Source organism: Acinetobacter sp. YH12235, from assembly GCF_013417705.1.
Taxonomy (GTDB): domain Bacteria; phylum Pseudomonadota; class Gammaproteobacteria; order Pseudomonadales; family Moraxellaceae; genus Acinetobacter.
The window spans coordinates 63,607-76,979 of the sequence record NZ_VPDL01000008.1; the positions used below are offsets into that span (position 1 = coordinate 63,607).

Annotated in this window: 13 protein-coding genes; 8 read left to right on the plus strand and 5 right to left on the minus strand. The window is 42.6% G+C overall.

Features of this window, described 5'->3' with window-relative positions:
• The first annotated feature begins 251 nt into the window (after positions 1-251).
• The 4 genes from FTV13_RS06040 (at position 252) to FTV13_RS06055 (ending at position 4,100) form a co-directional block, all read left to right on the plus strand.
• Positions 252-1,601: a TolC family outer membrane protein gene (locus FTV13_RS06040; protein ID WP_034705354.1), complete on the plus strand. Its 1,350-nt coding sequence runs from the start codon at positions 252-254 to the stop codon at positions 1,599-1,601.
• Positions 1,602-1,699: 98 nt separating this feature from the next.
• Positions 1,700-2,419 (plus strand): phosphate signaling complex protein PhoU, encoded by a 720-nt coding sequence (phoU, locus tag FTV13_RS06045; protein WP_034705351.1) that lies wholly within the window; start codon positions 1,700-1,702, stop codon positions 2,417-2,419.
• A gap of 401 nt (positions 2,420-2,820) precedes the next feature.
• A complete protein-coding gene (locus FTV13_RS06050; protein ID WP_257218492.1) occupies positions 2,821-3,906 on the plus strand; it encodes a glycosyltransferase family 2 protein in 1,086 nt (361 codons plus the stop codon).
• The gene (locus tag FTV13_RS06055) at positions 3,855-4,100 is read left to right on the plus strand and encodes a hypothetical protein (protein ID WP_257218493.1); all 246 of its coding nucleotides are present in this window, start codon (positions 3,855-3,857) and stop codon (positions 4,098-4,100) included. The genes FTV13_RS06050 and FTV13_RS06055 overlap by 52 nt, the downstream gene beginning before the upstream one ends.
• Positions 4,101-4,175: 75 nt before the next feature.
• Here the strand turns inward: FTV13_RS06055 and FTV13_RS06060 are convergent, their stop codons facing one another.
• Complete coding sequence (locus FTV13_RS06060) at positions 4,176-5,978, minus strand: ABC transporter ATP-binding protein (RefSeq protein ID WP_180011341.1); 1,803 nt, start codon at positions 5,976-5,978, stop codon at positions 4,176-4,178.
• Between the two features lie 160 nt (positions 5,979-6,138).
• On the opposite strand from FTV13_RS06060, the gene FTV13_RS06065 reads away from it, so the two are divergent.
• Positions 6,139-6,759 carry an alpha-ketoglutarate-dependent dioxygenase AlkB gene (locus FTV13_RS06065; protein ID WP_180011343.1) on the plus strand — a complete coding sequence of 207 codons (621 nt, stop codon included), beginning with the start codon at positions 6,139-6,141 and terminating at the stop codon, positions 6,757-6,759.
• A gap of 235 nt (positions 6,760-6,994) precedes the next feature.
• On the opposite strand, the gene ruvX is transcribed toward FTV13_RS06065, so the two are convergent.
• The 3 genes from ruvX to recN all read right to left on the minus strand — a co-directional run bounded on the left by ruvX (position 6,995) and on the right by recN (position 10,114).
• Positions 6,995-7,438: a Holliday junction resolvase RuvX gene (gene ruvX / locus FTV13_RS06070; RefSeq protein ID WP_180011345.1), complete on the minus strand. Its 444-nt coding sequence runs from the start codon at positions 7,436-7,438 to the stop codon at positions 6,995-6,997.
• Entirely contained in the window at positions 7,431-7,985 is a 555-nt protein-coding gene (locus FTV13_RS06075) for a YqgE/AlgH family protein (RefSeq protein ID WP_004787233.1), read from the minus strand. The genes ruvX and FTV13_RS06075 overlap by 8 nt, the downstream gene beginning before the upstream one ends.
• Positions 7,986-8,452: 467 nt before the next feature.
• Complete coding sequence (gene recN / locus FTV13_RS06080) at positions 8,453-10,114, minus strand: DNA repair protein RecN (RefSeq protein ID WP_180011347.1); 1,662 nt, start codon at positions 10,112-10,114, stop codon at positions 8,453-8,455.
• 437 nt (positions 10,115-10,551) lie between these two features.
• Here recN and FTV13_RS06085 point away from each other — a divergent pair, with 437 nt between their 5' ends.
• The 3 genes from FTV13_RS06085 (at position 10,552) to FTV13_RS06095 (ending at position 12,728) form a co-directional block, all read left to right on the plus strand.
• The gene (locus FTV13_RS06085; protein ID WP_004787221.1) at positions 10,552-10,875 is read left to right on the plus strand and encodes a pyrimidine/purine nucleoside phosphorylase; all 324 of its coding nucleotides are present in this window, start codon (positions 10,552-10,554) and stop codon (positions 10,873-10,875) included.
• 142 nt (positions 10,876-11,017) lie between these two features.
• On the plus strand, positions 11,018-11,767 hold the full coding sequence (gene rlmB / locus FTV13_RS06090; protein ID WP_180011349.1) for a 23S rRNA (guanosine(2251)-2'-O)-methyltransferase RlmB: 750 nt from the start codon (positions 11,018-11,020) through the stop codon (positions 11,765-11,767).
• Positions 11,768-11,810: 43 nt separating this feature from the next.
• Positions 11,811-12,728 (plus strand): DMT family transporter, encoded by a 918-nt coding sequence (locus FTV13_RS06095; RefSeq protein WP_159122718.1) that lies wholly within the window; start codon positions 11,811-11,813, stop codon positions 12,726-12,728.
• A gap of 38 nt (positions 12,729-12,766) precedes the next feature.
• On the opposite strand, the gene coaE is transcribed toward FTV13_RS06095, so the two are convergent.
• Complete coding sequence (gene coaE / locus FTV13_RS06100; protein ID WP_179992194.1) at positions 12,767-13,372, minus strand: dephospho-CoA kinase; 606 nt, start codon at positions 13,370-13,372, stop codon at positions 12,767-12,769.
• Position 13,373: the final 1 nt, after the last annotated feature.

Sequence of the window (13,373 nt, forward strand, 5' to 3'; positions counted from 1 at the left end):
AGAAATAACTGCCTTACTGGGAGCTATATTGTATAGATCTAATTCAAGTTCTATGTGTAGTATTGTGAATGGCTTTGTTAAGCTAGGATGCAGGAAGGGGAAAATAGGAGGAATATTGAATAAAATCGTGGATCTATAAGAGAAAATTAATAAAAGTCATACGTAAAAAATCAAAAGAAATCTTTAGTATTGCTGGGTTTAAAGCGCCTTAATCTGATGATTGAAATGGCTGTAGGGGTGAAAACTATAAAATGAAATTAAAACTCATCGTCAGTGCCTGTTTATTGGGTGTCAGTCCGACACTGTTTGCGCTGGATCTGCTTGAAGCTTATCAGCGTGCCCAGCAGAATGATCCGAACTGGCAGGCGAATCTGTTGCAATACCAGTCGGACCAGCTCAATCTGGGCATTGCCAGCGGAAATTTATTGCCGACTGTGACTTTATCTGGAAATGTAACCCGTAAAAACCAGTCTGCTGATAATTCATCGATAGAAGGTTTGCCTGCCGAATTTGGGGAACTACAAGGTTCGAGTACGACCACGCGTCAGATTGCAGTCACTGCACGTCAGCCTTTATTCCGCTGGGATGCCTGGCAGGGTTATAAGCAGGTCAAAACCTCGGTAGAACTCAGTGAAGTTAATTTACGTCTGCAAAAGCAGCAGCATATTTTGCAGGTGGCAGAAGCCTATTTTAATGTTTTACGTCAGCAGTCTTTAACCACAGCTTATTTACAGGAAGAGCAGGCTTTATCAGAACAGTTAAGGATGATGAATGCCAAACTTCGAGAAGGGCTCGTAGCGAGAAGTGATGTCAGTGAAGCCAATGCCCAATATCAGAGTGCTCAGGCCAACCGAATTTCTACACAGGTGCAGTTGGTTCTAGCTCAGGAACAGTTGGCACAGCTGATTGGACCTTATCAGGAAAATCTGGCGGTTCTGCGTGAGGATTTCCAGTTCCAGAAACCTGTTCCGAGTAATATCGGTTCCTGGACCGAACTGGCACAAAACCAGAATCTGGAAATTCTACAGGCCCGTTTGCAGAAACGCTATTCTGAAGATGCCAAGCGGGTAGAGCAGGCGGCTCTCTATCCTCAGGTTGAAGCCGTCGGAACCTATGGCTATTTAAAGCAGACTCCTGAAACAGTGTTATCAACCAATGGTGATTTTGACCAGATTGGCGTCGAGGTCAACTGGAACCTGTTTACCGGGGGCCGAACCCAAAAAAGTATTCGTCAGGCCGGCGTAAATGTGCAGCGAAGTGAAGCCCAACTGGATGCCGCAATCCGCAAAGCCAACACCGATGTCAAACAGTCTTATCTGCAGGTAGAAACGGATGAGGCCAAGCTGAATGCACGTAAAGCAGCGATGCAGTCTTCAGATATCGTTTCTCAAGCTTCCAGAGCTCAATATCAGGAAGGTTTAAAAACCATGGTGGATGTATTGCTGGCGCAGCGTAATGCCTTCTCTGCCAAGACTGACTATCTGAATGCCAAATATGATTATTTGCTGCATGTACTGCAATTACAGGCTTCAGTAGGACAATTGACAGAAAAGGAACTGGCAGAGATGAATGCCTGGCTCATTGAATATGACCGTTCTTAAAGACGACTAATGAGTTGTCATCAAACTTTCATGATGGTCATGCTTTAATGACATTTCATGATGTGTTCTTGCCTTTTCCTGTTCTGGAGTAGATTTCCTTGAGTCCCAATAATCCTGTGCTCAGTCATCATATTTCTTCGCAATTCAATGAAGAATTGCAGGATGTAAATACCAAGTTCATGACCATGGGTGGCATGGTAGAACAGCAGGTAGCCAATGCCATTCATGCGCTGCTGGATACAGATGCTGCCATGGCGGTCGATGTGCAGTTTCAGGACAATATTGTGAACCGCCTGGAAGGTGAAATTGATGAGGCACTCACCCTGATTTTGGCTCGCCGTCATCCTGCTGCTATTGATCTGCGCATGGTGCTTGCCATGTCCAAGGCCAATACCGATCTGGAACGGATTGGAGATGAAGCATCGAAAATTGCCCGTATTGCCCAGACTTTGTGTGAAGAGGGTGGTTCACCACGCGGTTATATGGAAACCCGACATATTGGTAACCAAGTTCGAGTGATGATTCATGATGCATTGGATGCCTTTGCTCGTCTGGATGTAGACCAAGCGCTGCGCGTGATGCAGGCCGATGCCGACATTGACCGGGAATATCAGTCCGCTACCCGTACTTTAATGACCTATATGATTGAAGATCCACGGCATATTAGTCGGGTGATTAATGTACTTTGGGTACTACGTTCGCTGGAACGCATTGGAGATCATGCACGTAATATTTCGGAACAGGTCATTTATATGGTCAAGGGCCTGGATGTACGGCATAGCAGTGTCGAAGAAATTGAGCAAAAATTTCAACGTTAATTAAAACTAAATAATAGTAAAAAGCCTGCATTATGTAGGTTTTTTTATTTCAAAAATATGTTCTTGATATTGTGAAAGCTAGACAGGATAGGTGTTCCCTAATATTGCTATGAGAAAAATCACATAAATAACAATTACTAATAAGCTTTATAAATTTAATTAAAAGAAATGTGAACTATTTATCAAAAAACATACAAAAGTTGTATATAACTTAGCAAAATGCGGGTTGATTTATGAAAATGGAATCATTTTCAGAAAGTGAAAAGATTTTTTCATGTGCTCATCAAACCTATAGATAAGAAAGAAAAACGAAGCTCTTTTGTTATCAGTCACATACTTCTGGTCTAAACCTAACCCTGCATTAATTTACTCAGTGAAATTATATATTTAAGAGAAAATTCATGATCATTGATGAAAGTCAAAGAGAAGCTTCCCGAATTTATTTTTCTGTGCAGTTAAAGTTTGTGATCGCGTTAATGGGTGCGTGTTTTTGGACCGTATTTTCCATCTGGATTGCTCAGGACTGGTTGCATGATTTGAGCAGCTATATCGGTTATTTTTGGGCTATTTTCCTGATCTATGGTATTGCCATTATTCCAGGATTTATGAACTCATTTGCGGCATTCAGCCTGATGATGGACAGACGCCCTAAACGCCAGCCATTAGCAGTTTATCCAGGGATTACCATGTTGGTGGCTGCTTACAATGAAGCCGCGTCAATTGAAGACACTTTGGTCAGTATTAACCAGCAAAAATATCCGGGAAAATTACAGGTTATTGTGATTAATGATGGTTCTCAGGATGAAACCGCAGAGATTGTCCGCAAAGCAGAATCAAGATTTCCCTGGCTGACTTTACTAGATTTAAAGCAAAATGCAGGGAAGGCGCATGCCTTAAATGAAGGCCTGAAACTTGCCGAACATGATCTGGTGATTACCGTCGATGCGGATTCTTATCTCCATCGTATTGCTCTGATTAATATTGTTGAGCGCTATGTGGCAGATCCTCCAAATACACGTGCGGTTGCAGGTAAAATTCTGGTACGTAATTCGCGTACCAATCTGCTGACCAAAACTCAGGAATGGGATTATTTTCTGGGTATCTCGGCAACCAAACGCCTGCAATCTCTTTATCAGGGAACTCTGGTAGCGCAAGGTGCTTTCTCTATTTATGACCGTAATGCCCTGATTGAAGTCGGCGGCTGGCCTGAATGTGTAGGTGAAGATATTGTACTGACCTGGGCCTTGTTAAATGCAGGTTATCGGATTGGCCATTGTGAGGATGCCTGCCTGTTTACCAATGCACCGACGACGCTTAAAGTGTTTGTTAAACAGCGTCAGCGTTGGGCTCGTGGCATGATTGAGGTATTCATTAAACATCCTAGTATTTTAATGTGGGTAGAGAGTACTTCAACCCAGAAGATTATCAAGAATCGATGCTCGCTCTTGGTTGGCGTCAGCGCTTCGCTGGCTGGTCTGCAGGCTTAACTGCAGGCTTGGGTCGAGAAAAAATTAATCAGGATCCGAGCCAGTCTACCCGGCTATTCGAACTTAACCTACAAAGTCCTGTTCGTGGCTCGCAATTTCTGCGGATGAATGCCGGATATAACCGCAGTGCTTCGTTCTATGGTCCGAATTACGATTATCGTTATATCAAAGGTGAATGGATTATGCGGTTTTAATACTGGATGATAAATCTTGATTTTAAGCGGTCATTAAAGACCGCTTTTCTTTTTTAGGGATAGTCTAATGAAGAGCTAACTATGCGTTTCTTCCTCTGCATCATCTTCAAAAGTCTTGGCAATTTTTTCAATATTCAGGCTCTTGGCCATTGCATCGAAAATTTCCTTATATACGCCGTCCTGATGATAAAGCGCGTCATGTTCACCGTGTTCGGCAATACAACCTTCTTTCATCACATAGGTATAGTCTGCATCAATAATTTGAGACAGGCTATGCGAAATAATAATCACGGTACGGCCTTGCTTGATCTGATCCAGACTTTGTTTGATCTGTTCTGTCGCAATGGCATCCAGACTCGCCGTCGGCTCGTCCAGAAAAATAATCGGCGGGTTTTTCAGGAACATCCGTGCGATGGCAATTCGCTGTTGCTGACCGCCGGACAGTTGCAGGGCATCGGAATCATAACCATCCGGTAGCTGTAAAATCTGTTCATGAATTGAGGCTTTTTGAGCAGCAGCAATCACTTCATCCATACGGGCATTGGTTTTGCCATAACGGATATTGTCAAAAATTGTACCCTGGAAAATATGGTTTTTCTGTAGCACCAATCCGATATGATCACGCAAATATTGAGTGTCATAATCTTTTAAATCAATCCCATCTAGTTTGATCTGACCTTCCTGTGGTTCATAAAATTTATCTAGCAGACTGATCAAAGTTGATTTTCCGGCTCCCGATAACCCTACCAGTGCGGTAATGGTATTGGGGCGGATTTCCATATTGATATCTTTTAAAGCATGATGCGCATTCGGATAATAAAAATTCACGCCACTTAGCTCAAATCGGCCTTGGACAGGTGGTTTTTGCTGGCCACTCTGTTCAATTTCAGCATCCGCTTCCAGAATATTAAAGAAGCTTTCTGAATAGATCATGGCATCATTCACTTCATCATAAATCCGGTGCAGCGAGCGAATCGGGGCAGAGACGTTATTAAAGAGCAGCACATGGTACATGATCATGCCGATACTCATCTGGCCATCGAGTACAAAATAGGAGGTCAGAATAATAATCAGCACTATGCCGATCTGTTCAATAAAGGTTTTCAGACCATCAAATAGGAAGCTGGTCTGCCGGGTTTTCATCTGGTTATCGGTCAGTTCACGCTGCAAGCTCAGCTGCTTGTCTGATTCAATCGATTCTCGGTTAAAGGATTTGATAACCGTAATTGAATTGATGATGCTGAGAATACCTTGGCTCTTTTTTTCCCGGCCATCTCTCAGACTACGACGCCATCCACCGAGTTTTTGTGCCTGTTTATAGGTGAGCCAGAAGTAGATCGGTACAATCGCTGTGGCGACCAGTCCGACATAAAAATTGGCATAGTACATCAATCCGAGCGCGACAATTGCACTGGTAAATAGAGGAAAAATATCAATGAAAAAGATCTGTACCAATCGGGTGAGGGAGCCAATTCCGCGGTCAATCCGGGTCTGTAATTTTCCAGCCTGATTATTATCCTGATTAAAAAATGCCAGCCGGTATTTTAAAAACTTTTCAATAATGCCTTGAGCCAGATCTTGGGAAATAAAAATCCGCAGCTTTTCTCCATAAAACTTCTGCCCAAACTGGACCAGCGCATTCACCACCTCTTTACCAAGTAAAATGGCAGAAATAGTGATCAGAATATGCCAGCCTTCATCCAGTCCCTGTCCTTGTTCCAGCAGTGCATTGATGCTATCGACTGCATATTGCAGGGTCAGTGCATTGACCTGAGCAGTAAAGGAACCGATCAGGGTTAAAATGAGGGTCGCAATCACCAGGAGCCGATAAGGGCTGACAAAGGGACGAAGTTTTAAAAACAGCTGCCATAAATTCATAAGCAATTATTTTTATTGTCAAAGTTGAATTTAGTCTAGGCAGGAATAAAGGTACTCACAAGAGTAAATGTTGTATTTATTTGTGAAATTAGATTGTAATTTCTCTGGATAAGTCTCAATCTTTTCAGCAAGATACTGAAATTTTTAGACTGATTTTAAAATGACTTTGGACCTGTTTGCGCCAGAACCTCAAATGAATTTATTACCCTTTGATGGGGTGGTAGAGGATTATGGCCAGATTTTAAATGAGCAGCAGAGCCAGCAATATTTACAGCATTTTTTAGCTCATCTGGCCTGGCAAGCGGATGAAGTCACTTTATTTGGCAAGCATTATATTACTGGGCGAAAAGTCGTCTGGTATGGCGATGAACATTATCAATATCATTATTCCGGAAGTTTTAAACAAGCTCATATCTGGACACCGGGGCTATTTCGGTTAAAGCAGCATATTGAAAAATTGGTCGGGCATTCCTTTAATTCCTGTCTGGCCAATTTATATGAAGATGGTTCGCAGGGTCTGGGCTGGCATAGTGATGATGAAGCGACTTTATATCAAGGGACGTCACAGGAAAATGTGATTGCATCTCTCAGTCTGGGGGCAACCCGCAAGATGAGTTTTAAACATAAAACAGAAAATAAAACAGTAGATCTGCTTTTACAAAGTGGTCAATTGATTGTAATGCGTGGACAGACCCAACATTACTGGAAACATTGTATCCGGAAAACCACTCTGGTTTTGGAACCCAGAATTAACCTGACTTTTCGTTATTTTTTTCCTTAATTAAATTATCTTTGATAAAACAAAAAATACTAGTTCATTAGTATTTAAAATTCCTTCTCTCAGGGAGAAAGTGAGGATGAGGGAGTTCCTTTGCTCATTGTTGAATGATTAAAAAATGATTGATGAAGGCACTCTATTGTTTTTAGATTGAAAGTATCCCAATGAGCTAAAAAAGGGATTCTTTAATTCAAAAAAATAGCATCTCGAAAGATGCTATTACTAATATTTAAAAAATTTAAGGTTGCAGTCCAGCCGGATACCTATACCAGCTTTCAATCAAGAGGGCAGCAGCAATACTGTCCGCAGACAATTTTTTGCCACGACCTTGTGCCTGATAATGATCTAGTTCATCCCGTGCTTCACGAGTGGTCAGGCGTTCATCCACCATCAAGGTTTCAATATTGGTCTGATGACGTAAACGGCGGGCAAATTTACGTGCCCGTGTCGACAGTTCAGATTCACTATCATCCATATTCAGTGGCAGACCAACTAAAAATAAGCCTGGCTGATGGCTTTTTACGATTTTCAGTAACTCATCCCAGTTCGGGATACCATCTTTCATGGGGAATAAAGGGAGGGGATTGGCACTTTCAATCAGGGATTGGCCGACTGCCATTCCCATTTTCTGTGTACCAAAATCAAACGCCATAATGGTGTTTGGCGCGTTTACATCAGGCATGTCCAATCTCGGAAGATAACCAGGTTCGGTCTACGCCCATTTTTTTATAGGCAGCATCCCAGCGGTCGTTATAAGGTAAGTTAAAAATCAGGTCCATATCGGATTCACAGATCAGCCAGTCACCCCGGGCAATCTCTTCTTCAAGCTGATGTTTGCCCCAGCTCGCATAACCCAAGGCGATCTGATAGCGGCCTACACCTTCATTATGCGCAATCGCATCCAGAATATCTTTAGATGTGGTAATACAAACATTTTCACCCACAGCAATAGAAGAATGCCAGGTCGGCTGACCGGTATGCAGGACAAAACCGGCCTCTGGTCGCAAAGGTCCACCTTGCAACACTTCATGGGGATTGACATTATCCGCCTCAATGTCCAGATCATTCAGCAATTCTTTAATTTGAATGCCAGCAGGGCGGTTAATAATAATCCCTTGAGCACCATCTTCATCATGACGAGCCAGATAAATGACCGTATGGGCAAAAAAATCGTCACTTGCATGGGGTGGCGCAATCAGACAACGATGAGTCAGATATTGTTTAGTCACCTGAGCGGCTCTCCAAAAGTCTATATCGTTTGTGATCGTGGTAGATGATTTATCAGGGCAAAAGACTGGATTTTCAATTTGCAAATTGTCTATTCCTTTATTTACTTATCCCACAAAAATGTATCACTGACAACTTAGCTTTGTAGATACTGGGTATAAAAAAACTACAAATAGGTATTTTTTTTATTTTTTCAATAAATCAATAAAATTAGTTTTATTTTATTGAATGGTAAATTCTCGGGCTTATTTATTATCGACTAAGAATATAAAATAAATTTAAGAAGGAATAAGTTTATATATTTTTAATTGTTTAATAATCAAACTAAATAATTAAATAGAAGAAAATATTAAATTTTATATTTAAAGCGGAGTGCTTTATTTTTTATTAATTTTTTATAAGTTGTTTTAAACTAAAAGCTGTTAATAAAAAATCCCTGCACTAGTCAGGGATTTTTATTAAGCATGATTTATGCTTGCTGAAACTTTAACTGTCTTAACTGACGTGCATGCTGCAAGGTGGTTTCATTAATTTCCACGCCACCCGTCATACGTGCAAGTTCCTGTACAATTTCAATTTCTTCCAAATTAATAATGGTACTGCTGGCCGGATCAGTCTGGCGTTTTTTCACTAATAAATGCTGGTCGGACTGTGCAGCCACCTGCGCCTGATGGGTAATACAAAGAATTTGTACATGCTGTGCCAGATCAGCCAATAAGCGACCCACGATTTCCGCAGTTCCGCCACTGATCCCGACGTCGATTTCATCAAAGACCAATACTTCAGCTTCGGTTTTTTCTGCATTCATCACCTGCATCACCAAGGCGATACGGGATAATTCACCGCCTGAAGCCACGCGTGCCAGAGGTTGTGCTGGTATGCCCTTGTTGGCAGTAAACAGAAGCTGAATAAAACTCAAACCTTCACTTGATGGATGTTCCAAAGGCTCAAATTTAAATTCAAAATGCGCTTCAGGTAGGGCAAGCTGTTTCACCTGTTCGGTCAGTTTTTTCGCCAGCGGTTCGGCTGCATCACGGCGAATCTGGTCCAGATGTTGAGCTTTGCTTAGAAACTCCTGATAAGAGACCTCGACCTGTTCAGCCAGAGTTTCCGGGTCTTCTAGCTGATGCAATTGTTCAAGTTCAGTCTGCCAGGCCTCATATTCTTCTTTCAGCAATTCTGGCTGGGTGCGGTATTTGCGTGCTAAACGGTGAAACACTTCCAGTTTGGAATTCAGTTCTTCCATACGCTCTGGATCAAAGCTTTGCCGATCCATAAACTGACGTAAGGTTGCCGTTGCATCTTCGAGTTCGCTTTGGGCATTCAGTAAAGAGGTATAAATCTGGGAAAGCTGTTCGCTACGACCGGCATGCGATTCCATGCGGCGCAAGATTGAAGCCAGTTCCTGCGAAATATTCTGTTCACCTTCATCCAGGCCATTCAGGCTATAGACACAATCCTGCATGATGGCTTCATGATGTGAAAGGCGGTCAAATTCCTGCTCAATTTCCTGATAATCCGTCTGGACGACTTCTTCCAGTTCTTCAAGTTGCAGCTCCAGAGTTTCCATACGTTGCTTACGGGTTGCTTGTGCATCCAGCGCGGCCTGATGCTGGCGAATATTTTTATGCCAGGTGCTATAAGCGTCACGTACTTCCTGAGCTGGTGCATAAAAATTGCTATAGCGATCCAGCCAGTGTTTGGGATAAGGTGGTTCTAGAAGTTGCTGCTGACTATGCTGGCTATAAAGCTGAACCAGTAGTCGGCCAATTTCTTTCAGTTCAGACAGACTACTGGGACGACCATTGATCCAGGCCTTACTGCGGCCAGTGGCAAAGATCACCCGGCGTAAATGAATCTCCCCCGACTCATCATCGAGTTCATGCTCTTTTAACCAGCCTGCTTCAGGGCTGTCTTCCTGATAGCTAAAGGTCGCGGTTACATCGGCTTTTTCGGTGCCATAACGCACATAATTGGTATCGGTTCGTTCACCCAGGCAAGCAGATAGAGCATCCAGTAACAGGGATTTACCTGCACCGGTTTCACCAGTAAGAACGTTAAAACCTTTATCAATATCAATAGCAAGATGCTCGGCCAAAGCAAAATTGATCAGAGTTAAATGTGTCAGCATAAACGCATCCGGGCTGCGAAAAGTTTGAATGAAATAGCATGTCAGTTGCTTCAGTCTAGCAACGCGGCTGTTATTATAAATCAGGATAAATCGATTTCATTCTATCTTAAATTTCAGGGATTAATACACGCTTATTTGAATGTTGTGTCACAAGAACCAAGATTAGGCCACTGAAGTTACAAAAGATATTTTCATTTTTCTGACATGCTTGAAATTTAAATTAAATCAGGTCGGAATATATTTTGCTTATAAATGGCGAGAAAAATCACGGCATTTTCCAGGATCTGCCGAAATCACTCAAACAGGCTGGAATCAAGGCAAGCAGGGGCACCCAATAAATTCATTCAAGTCCGATAAACTTCGATTGATTAGTTGCGGGTGCACATTTAAACTACAGCAATCAAAATATTACAAAATGCTTTATCTGGAGAAATGGCATGTCAGCTCAGTTTGATCATGTATCAGTACTTAAAAAATCGAATGTGTATTTTGGCGGGTTATGCATCAGCCATGTGGTGCAATTTGAAGATGGCACTAAAAAAACCTTAGGGGTAATTTTACCTTCAGAAAATGCATTAACTTTTGAAACACATGTGCCTGAGCGTATGGAAATCATCTCAGGTGAATGCCGTGTGCAAATCGCTGACAGCGAAGAAAAAGAACTGTTCCGTGCTGGTCAGTCTTTCTATGTGCCAGGCAATAGCCGTTTCAAAATTGAAACTGATGATGTGCTGGACTATGTTTGCCATTTTGAAGGCTAAACAGACCTACAGATGAGCTGTAACCGATCAAGAAATTTTGTTCTGAATCGGTTAAACTAAGCTTAATACAGAATCCTGTGAAGTTGGCTTTGCAGGATTTTTCTTTTGCTGCCTATTTCCCAATTTATTTTCGAGGTCGTTCATGGCTAAACCTGAGTATTATTATGGCGTCCATTCAGTAGAATCACTGCTGGAGCTTGAGCCTGAACGTGTCTTGACTCTTTTTACCCTGAAAGGCCGTGATGATCAGCGCCTGAAACGTGTGCTGGAATTGGCTGAGCCTTTTGGCATTAGTGTCCAGCAGGCTAGTCGTGACAAGCTGGAAAAACTGGCTGGTTTGCCTTTTCATCAAGGCGTTGTAGCGGCAGTTCGCCCGCATCCAACCTTAAATGAAAAGGATCTGGAAGATCTATTGAAGCAAGATTCTCAAGTACTTCTATTAGCACTCGATCAGGTAACGGATCCACATAACCTGGGTGCTTGTATTCGTACTGCCGCAGCGATGGGTATAGCGGCTGTGATTGTACCGCGTGACCGTTCAGCAAGCCTGACGCCGACTGCACGTAAAGTGGCAGCAGGTGGTGCAGAAAAAGTGAAGTTTATTCAGGTGACCAATCTGGCGCGTACTTTGGGTCAAATCAAAGATGAATTTAATGTACGTGTGGTTGGTACGATGCTGGATGAAAAAGCTTTACCTATCCAGAAATTTGATTTTACTGGTACAGGTGTATGCGTGGTGATGGGTGCGGAAGATACCGGTTTGCGTCCAATTACCCAAAGCCAATGTGATCAGACGGTTTATATTCCGATGGCAGGAAATCTGCAAAGTCTGAATGTGAGCGTGGCAACAGGGATGGCTCTTTATGAAGCCTGTCGTCAGCGTCAAGCTTAAGTCCTTTTTATTATTTACCTAAATACTGTTAAAGAAGAAGTCTATGTCTCCCCGAACGCAAGGTTATGCCTTTGTCTTAATTACCATGTGTATTTGGGGAGGTTTTACCTTAAGCACGCGCTTAAGTGCCCAGTGGGGGATTAGTGCTTGGGATCTGGTGGGATTACGTTTTCTATTGGCTTTTCTGATTCTGATGCCAGTCCTGATTTATAAAAAGGACACAGCCTTTTTGTGGAGTAAGGAATCCTTTCTCTTAGCCATGATTGGCGGGGTAGGGTATTGCCTGACTGCTTATACTGCTTTCCATTATGCACCTGCAGCTCATGCTGCCGTATTTCTAAATGGCTGTATTCCACTTTGTACCGCAGTGGCTGCTTTTGTGTTATTTAAACAGGGATTTGACCGACATACTTGGATCAGTATGGCGATTATGCTGCTTGCGATTGGCAGTATGAGTTGGCTGATGTTCCGGGAGTCCGGTGTGGCCTTGGGATTAGGCGATCTGCTATTTTTCATCAGTGCAATGTGGTGGGGTGTATTCACTGTACTGCTACGTCAATGGAAGCTATCTGCCTGGCATTCTATGGCCAGTGTAGCGATCTGGTCAGCTATCGTTTATGTGCCAATTTATCTGCTATTCTTCCCCAAACATCTGGATGCTGCTGAACCTTGGCAAATGGCTTCCCAGGTACTCTTTCACGGTGTTTTTGTGGTGATTGTAGCGACACTAACTTATGTGGAAGCGATTAAGCGTTTAGGTGCATTTAAAGCGGGCAGTATCGTGACTCTCGCACCATTTATTGCTGCCATACTGGCTGTGCCGCTTCTAGATGAACCTTTAAGTCTCGCGATTGTTTCTGGTTTGGTAGGTATGGCAATTGGTGCCATACAGCCTTGGCGCTGGCTGATGCATCAAGATAGCTTGAGTCAAAAACTGGAACAACAAAAAAAGCAGTCCTAACAAGGCTGCTTTTTATTTTAGTTTTAAATAGGTTTGGATTAATTATTTTGAGCAGCCATCTGAAGATACTTTTCATGTAATGGTGTGAGATGAGCATAGAGATGTTCTAGCTCACCATCATTCAGTACAATATCATCAGCCATGGCACACTTTTGTTCACGCGGCATTTGTGCGGCAATGATCTTCTGAATTTGCTCTACATTTTGTCCATCGCGCTGTGAAGCCCGTTGAATTTGCAGTTCAATAGCAGCATCAATTAATAACGTATGTTGTGTTAGTTCATGCTGATTTGTTTCAAACAATAAAGGAGAAACTAAAATCGCATAAGGACTTTGTGCTGCATGTAACTGTTGAATAATTGAATTGCGAATAGCAGGGTGGGTGATATTTTCCAGCATTTTTCGTGCTTCTGGAGACTGGAAAATATGTTCGCGCAAAACACGGCGATTCAATGAACCATCCTTGAGTAAAACCCAATCGCCGAAAGCTTCCCGAATTTGCTGTAGGGCTGGTTGACCGATATCAACGACTTCACGGGCGACAATATCTGCATCTACGACAGCAATCCCTTGAGCTTCAAACCATTGGCTGGCAGCAGACTTGCCACTACCAATTCCACCAGTTAAACCGAGTACAAATTTCACT

Bases quoted from the DNA above. Each gene is read 5' to 3' on its own strand.
- FTV13_RS06050 (WP_257218492.1), top strand. From the start codon at position 2,821: ATGATCATTGATGAAAGTCAAAGAGAAGCTTCCCGAATTTATTTTTCT.
- FTV13_RS06085 (WP_004787221.1), top strand. From the start codon at position 10,552: ATGTCAGCTCAGTTTGATCATGTATCAGTACTTAAAAAATCGAATGTG.
- FTV13_RS06095 (WP_159122718.1), top strand. From the start codon at position 11,811: ATGTCTCCCCGAACGCAAGGTTATGCCTTTGTCTTAATTACCATGTGT.
- ruvX (WP_180011345.1), bottom strand. From the start codon at position 7,438: ATGCCTGATGTAAACGCGCCAAACACCATTATGGCGTTTGATTTTGGT.
- recN (WP_180011347.1), bottom strand. From the start codon at position 10,114: ATGCTGACACATTTAACTCTGATCAATTTTGCTTTGGCCGAGCATCTT.
- FTV13_RS06060 (WP_180011341.1), bottom strand. From the start codon at position 5,978: ATGAATTTATGGCAGCTGTTTTTAAAACTTCGTCCCTTTGTCAGCCCT.
- FTV13_RS06065 (WP_180011343.1), top strand. From the start codon at position 6,139: ATGACTTTGGACCTGTTTGCGCCAGAACCTCAAATGAATTTATTACCC.
- rlmB (WP_180011349.1), top strand. From the start codon at position 11,018: ATGGCTAAACCTGAGTATTATTATGGCGTCCATTCAGTAGAATCACTG.
- FTV13_RS06055 (WP_257218493.1), top strand. From the start codon at position 3,855: ATGCTCGCTCTTGGTTGGCGTCAGCGCTTCGCTGGCTGGTCTGCAGGC.
- FTV13_RS06040 (WP_034705354.1), top strand. From the start codon at position 252: ATGAAATTAAAACTCATCGTCAGTGCCTGTTTATTGGGTGTCAGTCCG.